Consider the following 19,181-nt stretch of genomic DNA (forward strand, 5'->3'; position numbering starts at 1 on the left):
TATCTTTCATTATTAATACCCAAAACAGAGTTTACATTCTATTTGTCCACAAAAATAATAATATCACTTCCAATATGACACTTTTGTAGGATTTTTCATTACAATATTTTCATCTGTGCAAACTACATCTTTCACTTTATTTATATAGCGAGTGAAAAAGTTTCAGAATAAAACAGAATAGATACATTTTGATTACATTTATCACAAAAAGACAGAAACAATGTATTTTTTCATGCACAGCACATACCTCTTTTAATAATTGTCTGTTATTTTGTAAACGAAAATCATAATATGGCTTGAAAACAAAATACAGATGGAAACATTAAAACATGAATGCGGGGTCGCTCTTATCCGACTCCTGAAACCACTGGAATATTATCAGGAAAAATATGGTACATGGATGTATGGCTTGAACAAGCTTTATCTGCTGATGGAGAAGCAGCACAACAGAGGACAAGAAGCTGCAGGATTAGCCTGCGTAAAACTGCAAGCCAACCCTGGTGAGGAATACATGTTCCGTGAAAGAGGACTCGGAGCGGGAGCCATTACAGAAATCTTCAACAACGTTCATCAACAATACAAAGATTTAACAGAAGAACAATTGCACGATGCAGAATTTGCAAAGAAGTGCCTGCCCTTTGCCGGAGAACTTTATATGGGACATCTGCGTTATTCTACCACCGGGAAAAGCGGTATCTCGTATGTTCATCCATTTCTCCGTCGCAACAATTGGCGTGCCAAGAATCTGGCATTGTGCGGTAACTTCAATCTGACCAATGTAGACGAAATCTTTGCTGATATTACTGAAGCCGGGCAGCATCCCCGGAAATACGCAGATACCTATATCATGCTGGAGCAGGTAGGTCACCGGCTGGACAGAGAAGTGGAGCGCCTTTACAAACAGTGCAAAGAAGAAGGCTTGAAAGGAATGGACATTACGCATGCCATTGAAGACCGAATTGACCTGACAAACGTACTGAAAACATCTTCTCCATCTTGGGATGGAGGTTACGTCATCTGCGGAATGACAGGAAGCGGCGAGACCTTTGCCGTACGCGACCCATGGGGTATTCGCCCCGCGTTCTGGTATCAGGACGATGAAATCATGGTATTAGCTTCGGAACGCCCTGTCATTCAGACGGTATTGAATATCCCTGCTGAAAGCATCCATGAACTGATGCCTGGCCAAGCTGTATTGGTCAATAAGAAAGGTCAGCTCAGACTGGCACAAATTAACAAACCCGGAAAATTAAAACCCTGCTCTTTCGAACGCATCTACTTCAGCCGAGGAAGTGACGTGGATATTTATCGGGAACGTAAAAAATTAGGAGAAAAACTGATTGAACCGATTCTCTCTGCAGTCAATCATGATATTGCCCATTCTGTATTCTCATTCATTCCCAATACAGCTGAAGTAGCTTTCTATGGAATGCTGGAAGGACTGGACAATTACCTGAACCAACTTAAAATCAAACAAATCGAGGCTCTGGGTCACACACCGAACCATGAGGAGCTGAAACAAATTCTTTCTCAACGCATCCGAAGCGAAAAGGTAGCCATCAAGGATATTAAATTACGTACTTTTATTGCAGAAGGAAATACCCGTAACGACCTGGCGGCTCACGTATATGATATTACATACGGAAGCCTCGTGCCACATGAAGACAATTTAGTCATCATTGATGACAGTATCGTACGAGGAACGACCTTGAAACAAAGTATCATCAGCATTCTCGACCGTCTGCAGCCCAAAAAGATTGTCATCGTATCCTCTTCGCCACAAGTCCGTTATCCGGATTACTATGGTATTGACATGGCCAGCATGGAACAATTCATCGCCTTCAAGGCAGCCATTGCTCTGCTGGAAGAGCGTGACATGCAGCATGTCATTGAATATGCCTATAGAAAATCCAAAGAACAAATGAACCTGCCTAAGGAAAAAATGCACAATTACGTAAAAGAAATCTATGCATCCTTTAGTGATGAAGAAATATCAGAAAAGATTGCTGCATTGCTGACTCCTCCCACTACGCGGGCAAAAGTACAGATTGTTTACCAAACGTTGGAAGGACTGCATGAAGCATGTCCGGCACATCCAGGAGACTGGTATTTTAGTGGAGATTATCCTACTCCGGGAGGAACACGCCAAGTAAACCTGGCATTTATCGACTGGGTGGAAAAGAATTATCAATTCTAATCCCCCCAAAAAACGAACTGAAGTAAGTTTCCAGTACTCCCGAAGAAGTACTGTAGTACTGTCTATGAAGTACTCCAGTACTTTCACGGGAGTACTATAGTACTTCTTTGAAAGTACTGAGATTACACAAATGATGCTACGATTCTCCCCCTTTACAAATTATCAAATCGAGAATCTATACCTGAAAAGCAAACCAACAAATCCCCGCCTTTGATGCACCAAAAAGAGATTCAAAAAAACTTAATCAAAAGATGAATTTTTGACAACTCCAGTTTGCAATATTATGAAGTATTCGTATATTTGCAGCCTAGAAACAGAATTCATGGAAGCATTTTACAGAACACATAATTATTTGGTTGAACATACCAACGCTCCTGTTCGCCGTGATCTCATGGATGAAATAGACTGGAATGATCGCTTGATTGGTATAAAAGGTACAAGAGGGGTAGGCAAAACCACATTTCTTTTACAATATGCAAAAGAAAAATTCGGGACTGACCGTTCCTGCTTGTTCGTAAACATGAATAATTTCTACTTTTCACAATACAGTTTAGTAGACTTTGCCGGGGAATTTGTTAAAAGAGGGGGAAAAGTCCTGCTTATTGATCAGGTTTTCAAGCTTCCAGATTGGAGTCATGATTTGCGTACATGCTACGAACGTTATCCGCAACTGAAAATTGTATTTACCGGTTCTTCTGTAATGCGCCTGAAAGATGAGAATCCCGAGTTGAACGGGATTGTCAAGTCATATAACCTGAGAGGATTTTCTTTCCGTGAATTTCTGAACTTACAGACAGGAAATCATTTTTCAGCTTATACGTTGGATGAGATTCTGCACAATCACGAGCATATTGTGAAAACAATCTTACCACACATCAACCCGCTCAATTATTTCCAGGACTACATCCATCATGGTTTCTATCCTTTTTTCCTTGAAAAAAGAAATTTCTCGGAAAATCTGCTGAAGACCATGAACATGATGATTGAAGTGGACATTCTCCTGATTAAACAAATCGAACTGAAATATCTGTCCAAAATCAAAAAATTATTATATTTGCTAGCGGTAGATGGTCCTGTGGCTCCTAATGTCAGCCAATTGGCTAATGAAATTCAGACATCACGTGCCACAGTCATGAACTACATAAAATACCTGGCAGATGCACGACTCATCAACATGGTTTATCCGAAAGGGGAAAGTTTCCCTAAAAAGCCGGCTAAAATCATGATGCATAACACGAACCTGATGTACAGCATTTACCCAGTAAAGGTGGAGGAACAAGATGTACTGGAAACCTTCTTTGTCAATACCTTGTGGAAAGACCACAAAATCAACAAAGGAGATAAAGGTACCTCTTTCCTTGTGGACAATACGCTGCATTTCCGGATTTGTGCAGAAGGAAGCAAATATAAAAGCAATCCGAACATATACTATGCCATGCATAAAATGGAAATAGGACACGGTGACCAGATACCTTTATGGTTATTTGGATTTTTATATTGACAATAACGATTTTATTACTTCATATTTAATTAGTAATTGTATGACTAAACAAAAAAAATTCATCACTTGTGATGGTAACCAGGCTGCAGCACATATTTCATATATGTTCTCAGAAGTTGCAGCTATCTATCCTATCACCCCGTCATCTACAATGGCTGAATATGTAGACGAATGGGCTGCCGCAGGTCGTAAAAACATCTTCGGCGAAACTGTTTTGGTTCAGGAAATGCAATCTGAAGGCGGTGCTGCCGGTGCAGTACACGGATCTCTTCAGGCTGGTGCATTGACAACTACTTATACTGCTTCTCAGGGTCTTCTGTTGATGATTCCTAACATGTACAAAATTGCAGGTGAATTCTTGCCTTGCGTATTCCACGTATCAGCTCGTACACTGGCTTCTCACGCTTTGTGTATCTTCGGTGACCATCAGGACGTAATGTCTGCTCGTCAGACTGGTTTCGCTATGTTGTGCGAAGGTTCTGTACAGGAAGTTATGGACTTGGCTGGTGTAGCTCACTTGGCTACTATCAAGTCTCGCGTTCCGTTCATGAACTTCTTCGATGGTTTCCGTACTTCTCACGAAATCCAGAAGATTGAAATGCTGGAAAACGAAGACTTGGCTCCGCTGGTTGACCAGAAAGCTTTGGCTGAATTCCGCGAACGTGCATTGAACCCGAACAAACCGGTGGCACGCGGTATGGCTGAAAACCCTGACCACTTCTTCCAGCACAGAGAATCATGTAATCCGTATTACGATGCAGTTCCGGCTATCGTAGAAGAATACATGAACGAAATCAACAAGATTACCGGACGTAACTATGGCCTGTTCAACTACTACGGTGCTGAAGATGCTGAACGCGTTATCATCGCAATGGGTTCAGTAACAGAAGCTGCTCGCGAAGCTATCGACCACTTGATGGCTAACGGTGAAAAAGTAGGTTTGGTTTCTGTACACTTGTACCGTCCGTTCTCTGCTAAACATTTCTTGGCAGCTGTTCCTAAGACTGCTAAGCGTATTGCTGTACTCGACCGTACCAAAGAACCGGGTGCAACCGGCGAACCTTTGTTCCTCGATGTGAAAGAATGCTTCTACGGACAGGAAAATGCGCCTCTTATCGTAGGCGGACGTTACGGCTTGGGTTCTAAGGATACTACTCCGGCTCAGATTCTGGCTGTATATGAGAACTTGGCATTGGCTATGCCGAAAGATCACTTTACCGTAGGTATCGTAGACGACGTTACTTTCACTTCTCTTCCTCAGAAAGAAGAAATCGCATTGGGCGGTGAAGGTATGTTCGAAGCTAAGTTCTTCGGTTTGGGAGCTGACGGTACAGTAGGTGCTAACAAGAACTCTGTAAAAATCATCGGTGACAATACCGACAAATATTGCCAGGCTTATTTTGCATACGACTCTAAGAAGTCAGGTGGTTTCACTTGTTCTCACTTGCGCTTCGGTGACCATCCTATTCGTTCAACTTATTTGGTAAATACTCCGAACTTCGTAGCTTGCCACGTTCAGGCATACTTGCACATGTATGATGTAACCCGTGGTTTGCGTAAGAACGGTACCTTCTTGCTGAACACCATCTGGGAAGGCGAAGAGTTGGCTAAGAACTTGCCGAACAAGGTGAAGAAATACTTTGCTGAAAACAATATCACTGTTTACTATATCAACGCTACTAAGATTGCTCAGGAAATTGGTTTGGGTAACCGTACCAATACCATCCTTCAGTCTGCATTCTTCCGTATCACAGGCGTTATCCCTGTAGACCTGGCTGTAGAACAGATGAAGAAGTTCATCGTGAAATCTTACGGTAAGAAGGGTGAAGATGTGGTTAACAAGAACTATGCTGCCGTTGACCGCGGTGGTGAATACAAACAGCTGGTTGTTGATGCCGCTTGGGCTAACCTTGAAGTAGAAGCAGCAGCTGCCAATAACGATCCTGCATTCATCAACGAAGTAGTTCGTCCGATCAATGCACAGGATGGTGACTTGTTGCCAGTATCTGCATTCAAGGGTATCGAAGACGGTACTTGGTATCAGGGTACAGCTAAATACGAAAAACGTGGTGTAGCTGCATTCGTTCCTGAATGGAATCCTGAAACTTGTATCCAGTGTAACAAGTGTGCTTATGTTTGTCCTCACGCTTCAATCCGCCCGTTCGTATTGGATGCTAACGAACAAGCTGGTGCAAACTTCACTACACTGAAGGCTGTTGGTAAACAGTTCGACGGTATGACATTCCGTGTTCAGGTAGACGTTATGGACTGCTTGGGTTGCGGTAACTGTGCCGATGTATGTCCGGGTAACCCGAAGAAGGGTGGCAAGGCTTTGACTATGAAGCCGCTTGAAACTCAGTTGGGTGAAGCTGCTAACTGGACTTACTGCTCTGACAACGTGAAGAGCAAACAGCACTTGGTTGACATCAAGGCTAACGTGAAGAACTCTCAGTTCGCTACTCCGTTGTTCGAGTTCTCTGGAGCTTGCTCTGGTTGTGGTGAAACTCCGTATGTGAAACTGATTTCTCAGTTGTTCGGTGACCGTGAAATGGTTGCTAACGCTACCGGATGTTCTTCTATCTACTCTGGTTCTGTACCTTCAACTCCTTACACTACAAACGAAAAGGGTCAGGGTCCGGCTTGGGCTAACTCATTGTTCGAAGACTTCTGCGAATTCGGTTTGGGTATGGAAATGGCGAATAAGAAATTGCGTAGCCGTCTGGAAGAAGCTATGAAGACTGCTATTGCCAGCGATAGCTGCCCGGCTGAACACAAAGCTGCATTCCAGGAATGGATTGAAGGACGCAACGATGCTGACAAGAGCAAAGCTGCTGCTGAAAAGATCATTCCGTTGGTAGAAGCTACAAAAGACCAGTGTGCTTCTTGCGCTACTATCTACCAATTCAAAGACTACTTGGTAAAACGTTCTCAATGGATTATCGGTGGTGACGGTGCTTCTTATGATATCGGTTACGGAGGTTTGGATCACGTGATTGCTTCTGGCGAAGATGTAAACATCCTGGTATTGGATACAGAAGTTTACTCTAATACAGGTGGTCAGTCTTCTAAGGCTACTCCGCTGGGTGCTATCGCTAAGTTTGCCGCTTCTGGTAAACGTGTACGCAAGAAAGACTTGGGTATGATTGCTACTACTTACGGTTACGTATATGTAGCTCAGATTGCAATGGGTGCTGACCAAGCTCAGACTCTGAAAGCGATCCGTGAAGCAGAAGCTTATCCTGGACCGTCATTGGTAATCGCTTACGCTCCATGTATCAACCACGGTTTGAAAGCCGGTATGGGTAAATCTCAGGCTGAAGAAGCTAAGGCTGTAGAATGTGGTTACTGGCATTTGTGGCGCTTCAACCCGGCTCTGGAAGATGAAGGTAAGAATCCGTTCTCACTCGACTCTAAAGAACCTAACTGGGATAACTTCCAAGACTATCTGAAGGGTGAAGTTCGTTTTGCTTCTGTAGCAAAACAATATCCTGCTGAAGCAGCTGACTTGTTCGCTGCTTGTGAAGATATGGCTAAGAAACGCTATGCTTCTTACAAACGTATGGCTGCAATGGACTGGAGCGACGAAAAAGCTGAATAATTTATTTTAGCATAATAACAGAAAACGGCTGCCTTATAAAGGTGGCCGTTTTTTATATAAATAAGATAACATTATCTTGCTTTTAAAATATAAGAAGACGAAAAGTAACAATTTTTTCTTAAGTTTGTATCGAATTCTATAATGACCAAACAGTTTATATGAAATATTTGATTGTTTCAGACATACACGGATGCCTTCCTGCTTTAGAAAAAGTCCTACAATTTTATCAAGAACACCGGTTTGACATGCTTCTCATCTTAGGAGATATATTAAACTATGGGCCTCGAAACGGTCTTCCTGAAGGACTAAATCCTAAAGGCATTGCAGAACGATTAAATGAAATGGCAGATGAAATTGTAGCGATACGAGGAAATTGTGATTCAGAAGTAGATCAAATGCTATTAAATTTCCCCATTTTGTCTGATTACACATTGGTAGTAGATAACGGAAAAAAGTTATTCCTCACACACGGCCATATTTACAACGAAGAAAAACATCCACAAAACGGATATGACATATTCTTCTACGGACATACCCATTTATGGAAACTAGAAAAAGCAGGGGATACAGTGATTTGTAATACAGGTTCCATCACTTTTCCAAAAGGAGGCAATCCTCCCACTTTCGCAAGCTATGAGAACGGAAAAATCACCGTACACCATTTAAATGGTGAAACCTTAAAAGAACTTCAGATATAAAAGAATACAAAAAAGGCTGCCAACCTATCGTAACCCATAACAGACAATACATAACATTACGATTCGGAAGGCAGCCACTCCCCATCTCAATTATTTAATTATAGTAATAGACAAGTATGTTTTTAGAGTTCAGAGAATGGTTTTGGTTTTCCTCCCAAAGGGAAAGATATTCCCAAAAAGCCATTTACTGACTTAGAATTACTTCCAAAGAACATATAGTCAGTTCCTACAAACAAGGGACCTAATTTCACAGCAAGACCAATTGATTTTCCACTTGCCTGAATCGGAGAATAACTAATTGCTGCATTCAACCAATTTTTCGGACGTAGTGTGGCCGAGAATGTCAATTCATTCAATGTTTTCGGTTCTGCAAAACGAGCAGTATACATTGCACCAACACTCAGCTTATTATTCAACAACCCATACTCACCAGCCAGCAACAGTGTAGAATACAAACGAGTTTTTGTCTTTACCTTTTCTGGTGAACCTTCTTCAAAATCAAAACGTTCAAATGACAAGAAATCACCGCCGATATAACGGTCATAATTCTCTGAAGTAATAGTTACATTTTCACTACCACTCACTGTAGCCACTGTTGTTTCGCTCTCCTTCCATTTTAAGAAACCTAAATCAAGAATTGAAGCTGATACAGTCAAATTATCCCAAACTTTATAACTTGCTCCTAAATCAATACCAAAACCAGAACCAGCAATACCTAAATCCCCTGCATCCAAATCAAAATCATCAATCATTCCATTGTTATCAAAAGTCATACCACCGCCTTTCAGAGTAGTAATAACATTACCATCAGCTGAATAATTGTAATGCGCGCCATACCAGTCAGAAGGAGATAACTCACCATTAGAACTATAATCCTGATAACTTGCATAATTAGGATTCGGTACTTCCAAATCCAGATCAAGCTGATTAATATTCATTTCTGCACGAGCTAAACCTAACAACACTTTTACACGTGCACCTACAGTTAATTTCTCTGTAATCCGACGAGAATACCCCAAACCAACTTCCGCATATGCTTTCATATTCAAGGTCTGGTTGGACAAACTATAATTCTGATTAGTTCCTGCTATATTTTCCAATGAAAAACCATTCATTGTACGCATCATAGAGAACATATCCTTTGACAACGCTGCACCGAAATCAGCACGTAATCCCACATTAAAACTCCAAAATCCTTTTCCCCGATACCAGCCAAAAGAAAGAATATCCGTATTCAAGTTTACATTTAATCGATTGTCTGTCTTTAAACGATCAAACAACTTATCATTTGAATATAAATCACTTCCAGAATTCAGGATATCAATAATATCACTTGTTCCTAACACATTAGAAGAGGCCGACATATTAATAGACCCAATAATCGGCATATTAAAATACCCCTTGGTAGGTTGCAAACCTGGATTTAACTGTAAACGGGCATTAGTCCCTTCCATAAAATAAGAGGAACGCAAATACTGAGCCTGCGCTGTTCCCCCCAACACCATTATGCTTCCTAACAGAAGCATAGCCTTACACCCAATTCTTCTCATACAAATTTTATTAGTTAATTTTAATGCAAAAATAAAAATATCTGTAATATAGAAGAAACAGGTAAGCAAAGCACGCTAACCAAACATTATATATTTAATACTAAACAATCGTTTTTTGATACTAAGTGGATAAAAAAACATTTTACTACAACTGACAGAAACGTTCCATCATTTCCTTACGGAATTTTTTAGAAACTTGTACTTCATCTACATTATTAAAAGGCGGATACATCACACACTGACATCCCTGAACCATCAACAAATAGTTCATATTTATAATATAAGACTGATGAACCTGTACAAAAGCAGAATCATAAGCGCACAAATTTTCAGCCCTTGTATTCCGTTTTAAAGGAATAAAAGAACCGTTCACCAAAGCCACTTCCCAAATTTTACGATCGGAAACATACCGAAAATATCCGATATCCGACACACGTAACACGCGTAAGTCTCCCATTGGAGTCACTACCATAAACGATTTTTCTCCAACTCGTCCACCATCCGACTGGATATTTGTCGGACTTTTAATACCATCTGCAGACCGCAAACGCTCCAAAGCCACCGATAACTCCTTCGGGGCAACAGGCTTTAACAGAAAATCAAAAGCATAATTACGCAATGCATCAATCAGATACTTATTATAGGCAGTATAAAAAATTATATGCATATCCCAGTTCTGAAATTCATGCACCTTAATAGCCAAGTCCATCCCTAACATATCCGGAAGTTCCACATCCAAAAATAATAAATCCGGACGTTCCTTTTCTATTAAACGAATCCCCGATTTGCCATTACGGGCAATACCATCTACAGAAATCCACTGATATTTTTTAAGCTCAAAACAAAGGTTATCAATGGCTGTTTCTTCGTCATCTATGATGACAGCCTTAATCTTATCATTCATACTTTTCTGTTTTTCTTTAATTGATATGAATAATCCAAAGGAACCACAAAACGTACTTCACATCCCATTTCTTTCTCTTCCCCGATAAGTACATTATTAATTTTCATAAGAATAGGACGAGAATTATACATATTCAATAACTGAATAATCTGCGTTATTACCTTCATGCCAGTTCCTGTTCCATAGCTTACACTCGTTTTACGGTAACCTCCCCCATTGTCACAAATCACAATCTCCACCTGATTGTTTTCTAATTTATGAACTTGTATAAGCAACAAGCGCTTTCCTTCTTTTAAACGCAGACCATGCTTAATTGCATTTTCCACCGGTATTTGCAACAACATAGAAGGAACCTTCATTTCTTGTAAATCCAGTTGTTCAGCCAAATCCAGACGATACTCAAACTCAGAACCTAACGACTGTCTTTCCAATTTTACATACGTATCTACAAAGTCTAATTCATCAGCCAATGACACTGCCAAGCAATCTGTCAGTTCCAAATTACGACGTATTAATTTTGTAAGTCCAATCAAGTTCTGACTCTCTTTATCTCCCTTATGCAAATTCATTTCACGATTTAATACGTTAAAAATGAAATGAGGAGAAATCCGGTTTCGTACATTTTCCAAACGCAAGGAGGTCATGGCATTTTGCATGCGCCATTGTTCTCTATCTCTCTGTCGCTTACGATACAATATGACTGCAGACACAACAGCTATCAACAAAAAACATCCTCCCACAATTCCATACATCAACTGATGTAACTGAAGTACCTGATTTTCTTTTTCTCGAATAGAGATTTCTTTTTTCATCAACGTACTATCCTGAGTATATTTCAGCTCAATTTCTGCAGCCCTCATTTTTACCCTTTCATTCCGAATGGAATCATCTATACGATGATTTTCCTTTAAATAATGATAAGCATGTTTATAATCCCCAACTTTCTCATAATAACGCTGTAAATAACGATTACGTACGTGAATCATGTTAGGTTCCACCTCGTCATATTTAACAGCCTTTTTTAAACGTTCTCTGGCCAATGCTACATTTCCTTGCTTAAGAGCCAGTTCCATAAGTTGAGTATCAATACAATATAACGCCGTAGAATGATGTATAGAATCAAAAAAGCCTCGGCATTTTTGCAAATAATAAGAAGCAGAGTCCGTGTTATTCAGAAGGAGAAAAACTTCACCCAAATTAATCATGGTCAAATTTCGTTCAAAGGTCATATCGGGATATTGATTCACCACGGCCAATGAACGACGAAAATACTTCAACGCTGTCATATAGTCTTGCCTGTAATAATAAGAATTACCCCTATTATTCAGGTAAATATGCTTCTCAAAAGGATGCATTTTATCATAATACTTATAGGCTAAATCATAATAATAATCGCATGCGGAGAAATCCCTTAACTCCATATTTACTTGAGCCAAACCATAATAAGCAGGAAACCTTTGCTCATCTGGCATATTCAAAGAATCGGCAATGGTAAGTGAGCGATTATACCACAAAGAGCCTAAATCGTAACGTCCCTGTTTGACATATACATCGGCCAGATTCAAACAAATATCGGGCAAAACCTCCCTTTTACCTCCACGATTAGCATAGTCAAAGGATTTCAGATAGCAATAACAGGCAGAATCCACTTGAGAGGTACGCACAAAAATATTTCCACGTGCATTATACACCAATGCATACAATCGGTCTATCTCCTGACTACCTTGATGTCTGTCACAGAAAGAACTGATTCTATCCATGAAATAATCTGCTGAATCAAGCTTAAAAGACAGAAAACAGTTTCTGACTTTCAAAAAAAGCAAACGATAATACATCATACTATCTGTAACGGAAGGGAGTAATGTATCAACCATCCGATTTACCTTTTCCGGAGAATCAGCCGACAACTGCTCCATCTGCTGATAAAGTTTCTCTATTGAGTCCACCCTGTTTACCTCTCTCTTTCCCCTACACCCAATCATGGCAGAAAAGAAACACAAACAGCTAATCCATATAACGATATAATGATTCCTCACATTCAGTTTCATATATCTCTACCCAAGTATTAACCAAACAAAAATACGTAAAACTATTCAGGCTACAAAAAAAGTCTAATTTTTTCGCATAAGACGTAAAAAAAGATTTACAAATAGACAAAATAAGTTATCAAAACATAGCTTTTTATCATACATTCTTATCGGTAAAATACCTGTAAACTTTTTAATTATTGGACAAAGCGCCCCCATGTTTGCTGGGAAATATGTACATTTGCAACTAGAAACAAGAACTATACATACAAATGAACGGTAAATCCTCTTACGAATTGCCAGATTTGGCTCATTCCATGGGAGCACATCTAGGCATTCAGTTCCTCGAAATGGAAGAGGGATATGTCAAAGCCCAAATGCCGGTAGACGAAAGGACCTGCCAACCATTTGGCATACTTAATGGCGGTGCATCTCTAGCCCTCGCAGAAATCGTAGCCGGACATGGCTCCATTCCATTATGCAGTGCAAATGAAATGCCTTGTGGTATTCAAGTCAGCGCCAATCATCTTCACATGGTTCCAAAAGGAGAATTTGTCATAGCCACCGGACGTCTCATCCATCGTGGACGGACATCTCACCTGTGGAATGTAGATATTACCAACCAGGAAGGAAAACTAATTTCTACAGCTCGCATTGTCAATCAAATAGTCAAGAAAAGACCATGAAAACGCCGGAAACTATATATCACCATCTTATTGACTCATTCACCCATAGCAACGTATCTTTTGCGTTGTACAGACTTCCTTGGACTGATGAACCCATTCTCATCATGCAAGAGGAAGGCCAACCTGAATGTATCAGTAGCCTGAATGAGTTAAATCAGAAAAAAGGATTTCTTCTTTCTCCTTTTCATCTCACCTCATTCCGCCCGGCTACATTAATCCGTCCGGACATACAGGCACACGACTGGGGAGAAATAAAATCGGTCCTGCAAGAATGGATTACACGCCATCCGCAGTATACAGATTCTCATGCCACTGCACAAGAAAGTGTACAAGAATCTTATACAACTTCTGAAAAAGAAGAAAAAGACTTGTACACCGAAACATTCAGCCGTTTCATCATGCCGCTTAAAGAGAAGCAGTTCCGAAAACTTGTGCTATCCAGAAGTACCACACAGGCAATTAATGAACAGTTTTCTCCTCTTTCTGCCTTTATAAAGGCTTGCAACAGCTATCCGCGAATGATGATTTCGCTATGCCATACCCCTAGTACCGGCACATGGATAGGCAGTACCCCCGAAATTATACTCAGCGGACACGAAAAAGACTGGCATACAGTAGCACTGGCTGGAACTATGCCTATGCAAGGAGAAATCATGCCTACAGAATGGAGTAAAAAGAACAAAGAGGAACAGGCCTTTGTAGGAGAATATATCCGTAAGGCTATCAAAAAGTTTGGCAGCAAACTGACCGAAAAAGGTCCGTATACCGCACGTGCCGGTCAGTTAGTCCATCTGAAAACGGATTTCCATTTCTGTCTGAAAGATACTTCTCATCTGGGCGATGTATTACAAGAATTGCATCCTACTCCAGCTGTCTGCGGATTGCCTAAAGAAGAAGCTTACCAGTTCATTCTGGATACAGAGCCACACGACCGTCTTTTCTATTCAGGCATCATCGGATGGATAGATCCCGAAGGGGACACCACACTTTATGTCAACCTGAGGTGTATGCACATAGAAAATAAGAAAGCGACACTCTATGCAGGAGGAGGTATTCTTCCCGATTCCACAGCTGATGCAGAATGGGAAGAAACACAGCAAAAAATGAATACCATGCGAAATATCCTGTAAATCTAACATATTAAAAATCATGTACACAGACAAGAAAAATATTCTTCAGCTTGTGGCGCTACTAAAGGCGCACCGGATACAAAAAATTGTGCTATGCCCCGGAAGCCGGAATATCCCGATCGTGCAAACGCTGGTCAATATTCCGGAATTTACCTGCTACCCCGTCACAGACGAACGAAGTGCAGGATTTTTTGCCTTGGGACTGGCACTGAACGGAGGTAGCCCGGCTGCCATCTGCTGCACATCAGGTACAGCCTTGCTCAATATCCACCCGGCCGTAGCCGAAGCTTTCTACCAGCAGGTACCGCTTGTCGTCATTTCGGCCGACCGCCCTGCCGCATGGATTGGCCAAATGGACGGACAGACACTTCCTCAACCTGGCGTATTCGGAAGTTTGGTGAAAAAATCAGTCAACCTGCCAGAAGTACAGAGTGAAGAAGACGAATGGTACTGCAACCGCCTCATCAACGAGGCACTCATGGAACTTGACCATCACGGAAAAGGACCTGTACATATCAATGTACCTATCAGTGAACCTTTTTTCAAGCTACCGGTCACGGAACTTCCTGAAGCACGTGTCATTACCCGCTATCAGGGGCTGAATGTGTACGACAAGGACTACCAGCCACTCATCGACCGCTTGAACCGCTACCAGCGACGGATGGTCATAGTGGGGCAAATGAACCTGATTTACTTGTTTGAAAAGAAATACACCAAGATGCTCTACAAGCATTTTGCCTGGTTTACCGAGAATATCAGCAACCAGACCATTCCGGGCATGCCTATCCGCAACATCGAGCCATTGCTCTGCTCTATGGATTTCGAAGCCCAGCAGAAGATGCGTCCGGAGTTACTGATTACTTACGGAGGACATATCATCTCCAAACGATTGAAGAAATTCCTTCGCCGTCATCCGCCGGTAGAACACTGGCACGTGGCTACTGACGGACAGGTAGCAGACCTTTTCGGTTCACTGACCACCGTGATTGAAATGGACCCGTTTGAGTTCTTAGAAAAGATAGCTCCGATGATGGACAGCCGCACACCGGAATATCCCCGCACATGGGAGGCTCTGTCGAAGAATATTCCGCAAGCCGTATTCCCCTACTCCGAAATGAGGGCCATCGGGAAAGTCATCAATCACCTGCCAACTCCTTGTTCCCTTCACCTGGCCAACAGCTCCACTGTGCGTTACGCCCAGTTGTTCCCTCTGCCAAACGACGTGGAGGTGTTATCCAACCGGGGAACCAATGGCATCGAAGGTTCTTTATCTACTGCCATCGGCTATGCTACGGCGTCCGACAAGCTCAATTTCATCTTCATCGGCGACCTGAGTTTCTTCTATGACATGAACGCACTCTGGAATGCCAACTATGGAAGCAACGTACGCATCCTGCTCCTCAACAACGAAGGTGGAGAAATATTCCATGCGCTTCCAGGGCTGGAAATGGCAGACAGTAGCCGACGCTTCATTACGGCCACTCACCGCACTTCTGCCAAAGCATGGGCTGAAGACCGGGGATTCCAGTACCTTTCTGTCCACAATGAAGAGGAACTTGACCAGGCAGTAGAGATATTCACCCAGCCATCCATTACCTCACAGCCTATGCTGATGGAAGTATTTACAGAAAAGGACAAGGACATCGAACACCTGAAAACGTATTATCACAACCTAAAAAAATAGCAATATGTCACAATCCAGAGAATGGAAAACCATCAAGGAATACCAGGATATTCTTTTTGAGTTTTATAAGGGAATCGCCAAGATTACCATCAACCGCCCGAGATACCGCAATGCGTTCACTCCGACCACTACTACTGAAATCAGTGACGCATTGTATTACTGCCGCGAGTGTCAGGACATCAATGTTATCGTACTGACAGGAGCTGGCGACAAGGCTTTCTGCTCAGGAGGCGACATGCACGTGAAAGGCCACGGCGGATACGTAGGCACTGACGGAGTTCCCCGCCTGAATGTGCTCGACGTACAGAAACAGATTCGTTCCATCCCAAAACCGGTGATTGCCATGGTCAACGGATATGCCATCGGTGGTGGACACGTGCTTCACGTAGTCTGCGACCTGACCATTGCTTCAGAAAATGCCATCTTCGGTCAGACAGGGCCTCGCGTGGGCAGCTTCGATGCCGGATTTGGTTCTTCTTATCTGGCTCGTATCGTAGGCCAGAAGAAAGCCCGCGAAATCTGGTTCCTCTGCCGCCAGTATTCTGCCCAGGAAGCACTGGATATGGGGCTGGTCAACAAAGTCGTACCGTTCGACCAGTTGGAAGATGAAGTGGTAGAATGGGCTGAAACCATGATGCAGCACAGTCCGCTCGCCCTGCGAATGATTAAAGCTGGACTCAATGCAGAACTCGACGGACAGGCTGGTATTCAGGAACTCGCCGGTGACGCAACCATGCTTTACTACATGACGGAAGAAGCACAGGAAGGTGGAAAAGCTTTCCTCGAAAAGCGGAAACCCGACTGGAGCAAATACCCTAAATTCCCCTGATTATTCTCTCATCTCATTTTTTATCGGACAGAAAGCAGAAACCACTTCCGCTTTCTGTCCGCTTTTATTCCCTTCACAACAGACCCATATGCACACACTGAGAATCATTCCGCGCACACTTCATTTCAAACAACCGGCCGGTACTTCACGCGGAGTATATCACACCCGGCAGGTATGGTATCTGCTACTTACCGACACTGAAACCGGACAATATGGCGTAGGTGAATGTGCTCCGCTGCCCGCGTTAAGCTGCGACGACCTGCCCGATTATCCTCGCCTGCTAGCTGAAATCTGTGAGAAAACAGCTGCAAATGGCTACATTGATTATGAAGCACTTCGTCCTTACCCCTCTATATTATTCGGACTGGAAACCGCATTTGCCCATCTGCAAGCAAACAGTCTGCAGTTTTGGGATACCGCTTTCAGTCGCGGTGAACAAGGTATTCCCATCAACGGACTCATCTGGATGGGAAATTTCGATGAAATGTACCGCCGCATTGAAGAAAAGATGAGAGCCGGATTCCGGTGCATCAAGGTGAAAATCGGCGCAATTGAATTTGAGCGTGAACTGGAACTGCTGGCTCACATCCGTCGCCATTTCTCAGCTGCCGACATCGAACTCCGGGTGGATGCCAACGGAGCCTTCAGTCCGGAAGATGCCTTACGGAAACTGACACAACTGAACGAATTTCAGCTTCACTCCATCGAACAGCCCGTACGCGCCGGCCAATGGGAGGTCATGAAAGAACTGTGTGCCACTTCGCCCTTCCCTATCGCACTGGATGAAGAATTGATTGGAGTAAATGAAACGAAACGGAAAATCCAGCTGCTGGACACCATCCGCCCACAATACATCATCTTAAAGCCGTCCTTGCACGGAGGTATTCAGGGAAGCAAAGAATGGATTACATTGGCTCAGGAAAGAGGCATAGGCTATTGGGTAACCTCCGCCTTAGAATCCAATATCGGACTCAATGCCATCGCACAGTGGTGTGCCACTCTTCGGCCTGAAATGCCTCAGGGTTTGGGCACCGGTATGCTTTTCACCGACAACATTGACTACCCGTTGCACATTGAAAGCGATTGTCTGTGGTTCCATCCTGAAGAAAAAACGCCCGATTTCCCGACTTATCTGCAAACCATCTGATATGAGTGCCACTCCATTTATTACAGAAATAGCCCGTCAGTCCATTTTGATTGACGGGAAATGCTACACCGCTCACGAAGTCCGGATACCTGAAGGCGAATCACAAAGTCTGCTGCAAAAACGATTCCATGCGGAATATGGAGCAGACAGCTTCCAAGCTTCACTTGCCGATTTCTTAGCAGAATGGTTTGACGACAGCACTACCGTACTGGTGCATACCTCCGGCTCCACCGGAACGCCCAAACCACTCCGGGTAGAAAAACAGCGCATGATGCAAAGTGCCATGCTGACAGTCCGTTTTTTAGGTCTGAAACAGGGAGACACCGCCTTGCTTTGCATGCCTCTGAAATACATTGCCGGAAAAATGGTGGTCGTCCGTGCGTTGGTAGCCGGCCTGAACTTGTTACCTGTTGCTCCTTGCGGACATCCTTTGGCAGAAATAAATACCGCCCCTGAGTTTGCTGCCATGATACCCATGCAGGTATACAACTCGCTACAAGTATCTGCCGAAAAGGAATGCCTGAAACAAGTACGTCATCTCATTATCGGCGGTGGAGCAATAGACAGTACATTATCCACGGAATTAGCGTCATTTCCTTATGCCGTATGGAGCACCTACGGAATGACCGAAACTCTTTCGCACATCGCCCTGCGACGGCTGAACGGACCGAATGCCTCCGACTGGTACACCCCCTTCCAGGGAGTCAAGGTTTCACTCTCTCCGGAAAACACCCTGACCATTGAAGCACCAGCCGTTTGTGCAGAGAAACTGATAACAAACGACATCTGTGAGTTCAATGCCCAGGGACAGTTTCATATCTTAGGACGGAAAGACAATACCATCAACACCGGAGGAGTGAAGGTACAGATTGAGCAGGTGGAGAATGCACTGAAAACTGCGCTGCCGGTTCCCTTCATGGTGACTGCCGTGCCCGACCCGAAGTTTGGAGAATGCATCGTCCTGCTGCTGGAAAGCGAAGAACAGACCGATGTTCCCCCTCTGTTAGCACAGGCTTACAACCAACTTCCGGTCTATTGGCGACCGAAACAGACCTTCTTCTTCCAGCATCTTCCACAAACCGAAACCGGAAAACCCGACCGTGCCACCGCACGGAAAGTGGCCCTAGAAATCGCAAGTACGAAAAAGAAATAAGTGAAAATCCCCTTGTATATGAGCATTTGATTCTTTAACTTTGTTTAAAATTCAAATGCTCATTTTTTAGCCGACAT

At 42.9% G+C, this 19,181-nt stretch carries 13 protein-coding genes; 10 read left to right on the plus strand and 3 right to left on the minus strand.

The window, feature by feature from the left end; all coding sequences use genetic code 11:
- Positions 1-313: 313 nt before the first annotated feature.
- The 4 genes from WKT20_RS09285 (at position 314) to yfcE (ending at position 7,994) form a co-directional block, all read left to right on the plus strand.
- The gene (locus WKT20_RS09285) at positions 314-2,197 is read left to right on the plus strand and encodes an amidophosphoribosyltransferase (RefSeq protein WP_340417263.1); all 1,884 of its coding nucleotides are present in this window, start codon (positions 314-316) and stop codon (positions 2,195-2,197) included.
- A 322-nt stretch (positions 2,198-2,519) separates the two neighbouring features.
- Positions 2,520-3,698 carry an ATP-binding protein gene (locus tag WKT20_RS09290; protein ID WP_040312967.1) on the plus strand — a complete coding sequence of 393 codons (1,179 nt, stop codon included), beginning with the start codon at positions 2,520-2,522 and terminating at the stop codon, positions 3,696-3,698.
- Between the two features lie 40 nt (positions 3,699-3,738).
- Complete coding sequence (gene nifJ / locus WKT20_RS09295; protein ID WP_117700512.1) at positions 3,739-7,296, plus strand: pyruvate:ferredoxin (flavodoxin) oxidoreductase; 3,558 nt, start codon at positions 3,739-3,741, stop codon at positions 7,294-7,296.
- Between the two features lie 158 nt (positions 7,297-7,454).
- A complete protein-coding gene (gene yfcE / locus WKT20_RS09300; RefSeq protein WP_117700511.1) occupies positions 7,455-7,994 on the plus strand; it encodes a phosphodiesterase in 540 nt (179 codons plus the stop codon).
- A 122-nt stretch (positions 7,995-8,116) separates the two neighbouring features.
- On the opposite strand, the gene WKT20_RS09305 is transcribed toward yfcE, so the two are convergent.
- The 3 genes from WKT20_RS09305 to WKT20_RS09315 all read right to left on the minus strand — a co-directional run bounded on the left by WKT20_RS09305 (position 8,117) and on the right by WKT20_RS09315 (position 12,496).
- A complete protein-coding gene (locus WKT20_RS09305; protein WP_340417264.1) occupies positions 8,117-9,544 on the minus strand; it encodes a DUF5723 family protein in 1,428 nt (475 codons plus the stop codon).
- 145 nt (positions 9,545-9,689) lie between these two features.
- The gene (locus WKT20_RS09310; protein ID WP_340417265.1) at positions 9,690-10,448 is read right to left on the minus strand and encodes a LytR/AlgR family response regulator transcription factor; all 759 of its coding nucleotides are present in this window, start codon (positions 10,446-10,448) and stop codon (positions 9,690-9,692) included.
- Entirely contained in the window at positions 10,445-12,496 is a 2,052-nt protein-coding gene (locus tag WKT20_RS09315; protein WP_340417266.1) for a tetratricopeptide repeat-containing sensor histidine kinase, read from the minus strand. Before WKT20_RS09315 ends, WKT20_RS09310 begins: the two co-directional genes overlap by 4 nt.
- A 251-nt stretch (positions 12,497-12,747) precedes the next feature.
- Between WKT20_RS09315 and WKT20_RS09320 the strand changes: the two genes are divergently transcribed.
- From WKT20_RS09320 to WKT20_RS09345, 6 genes are all read left to right on the plus strand, one after another.
- Positions 12,748-13,161: a PaaI family thioesterase gene (locus tag WKT20_RS09320; RefSeq protein ID WP_007561498.1), complete on the plus strand. Its 414-nt coding sequence runs from the start codon at positions 12,748-12,750 to the stop codon at positions 13,159-13,161.
- Positions 13,158-14,291 carry an isochorismate synthase gene (locus WKT20_RS09325; protein WP_118165623.1) on the plus strand — a complete coding sequence of 378 codons (1,134 nt, stop codon included), beginning with the start codon at positions 13,158-13,160 and terminating at the stop codon, positions 14,289-14,291. The genes WKT20_RS09320 and WKT20_RS09325 overlap by 4 nt, the downstream gene beginning before the upstream one ends.
- A 19-nt stretch (positions 14,292-14,310) precedes the next feature.
- The gene (menD, locus tag WKT20_RS09330; RefSeq protein WP_117700507.1) at positions 14,311-15,975 is read left to right on the plus strand and encodes a 2-succinyl-5-enolpyruvyl-6-hydroxy-3-cyclohexene-1-carboxylic-acid synthase; all 1,665 of its coding nucleotides are present in this window, start codon (positions 14,311-14,313) and stop codon (positions 15,973-15,975) included.
- A 4-nt stretch (positions 15,976-15,979) separates the two neighbouring features.
- Positions 15,980-16,804, plus strand: a complete 825-nt coding sequence (menB, locus tag WKT20_RS09335) for a 1,4-dihydroxy-2-naphthoyl-CoA synthase (RefSeq protein ID WP_117700506.1) — start codon at positions 15,980-15,982, stop codon at positions 16,802-16,804.
- Positions 16,805-16,892: 88 nt separating this feature from the next.
- Positions 16,893-17,951, plus strand: coding sequence for an o-succinylbenzoate synthase (locus tag WKT20_RS09340; protein ID WP_340417267.1), 1,059 nt, complete (start codon positions 16,893-16,895; stop codon positions 17,949-17,951).
- A gap of 1 nt (position 17,952) precedes the next feature.
- Positions 17,953-19,104 carry an AMP-binding protein gene (locus tag WKT20_RS09345; protein WP_340417271.1) on the plus strand — a complete coding sequence of 384 codons (1,152 nt, stop codon included), beginning with the start codon at positions 17,953-17,955 and terminating at the stop codon, positions 19,102-19,104.
- Positions 19,105-19,181 lie beyond the last annotated feature (77 nt).

It is taken from the genome of Phocaeicola sp. ICN-14070 (assembly GCF_037892625.1).
Taxonomy (GTDB): domain Bacteria; phylum Bacteroidota; class Bacteroidia; order Bacteroidales; family Bacteroidaceae; genus Phocaeicola; species Phocaeicola plebeius.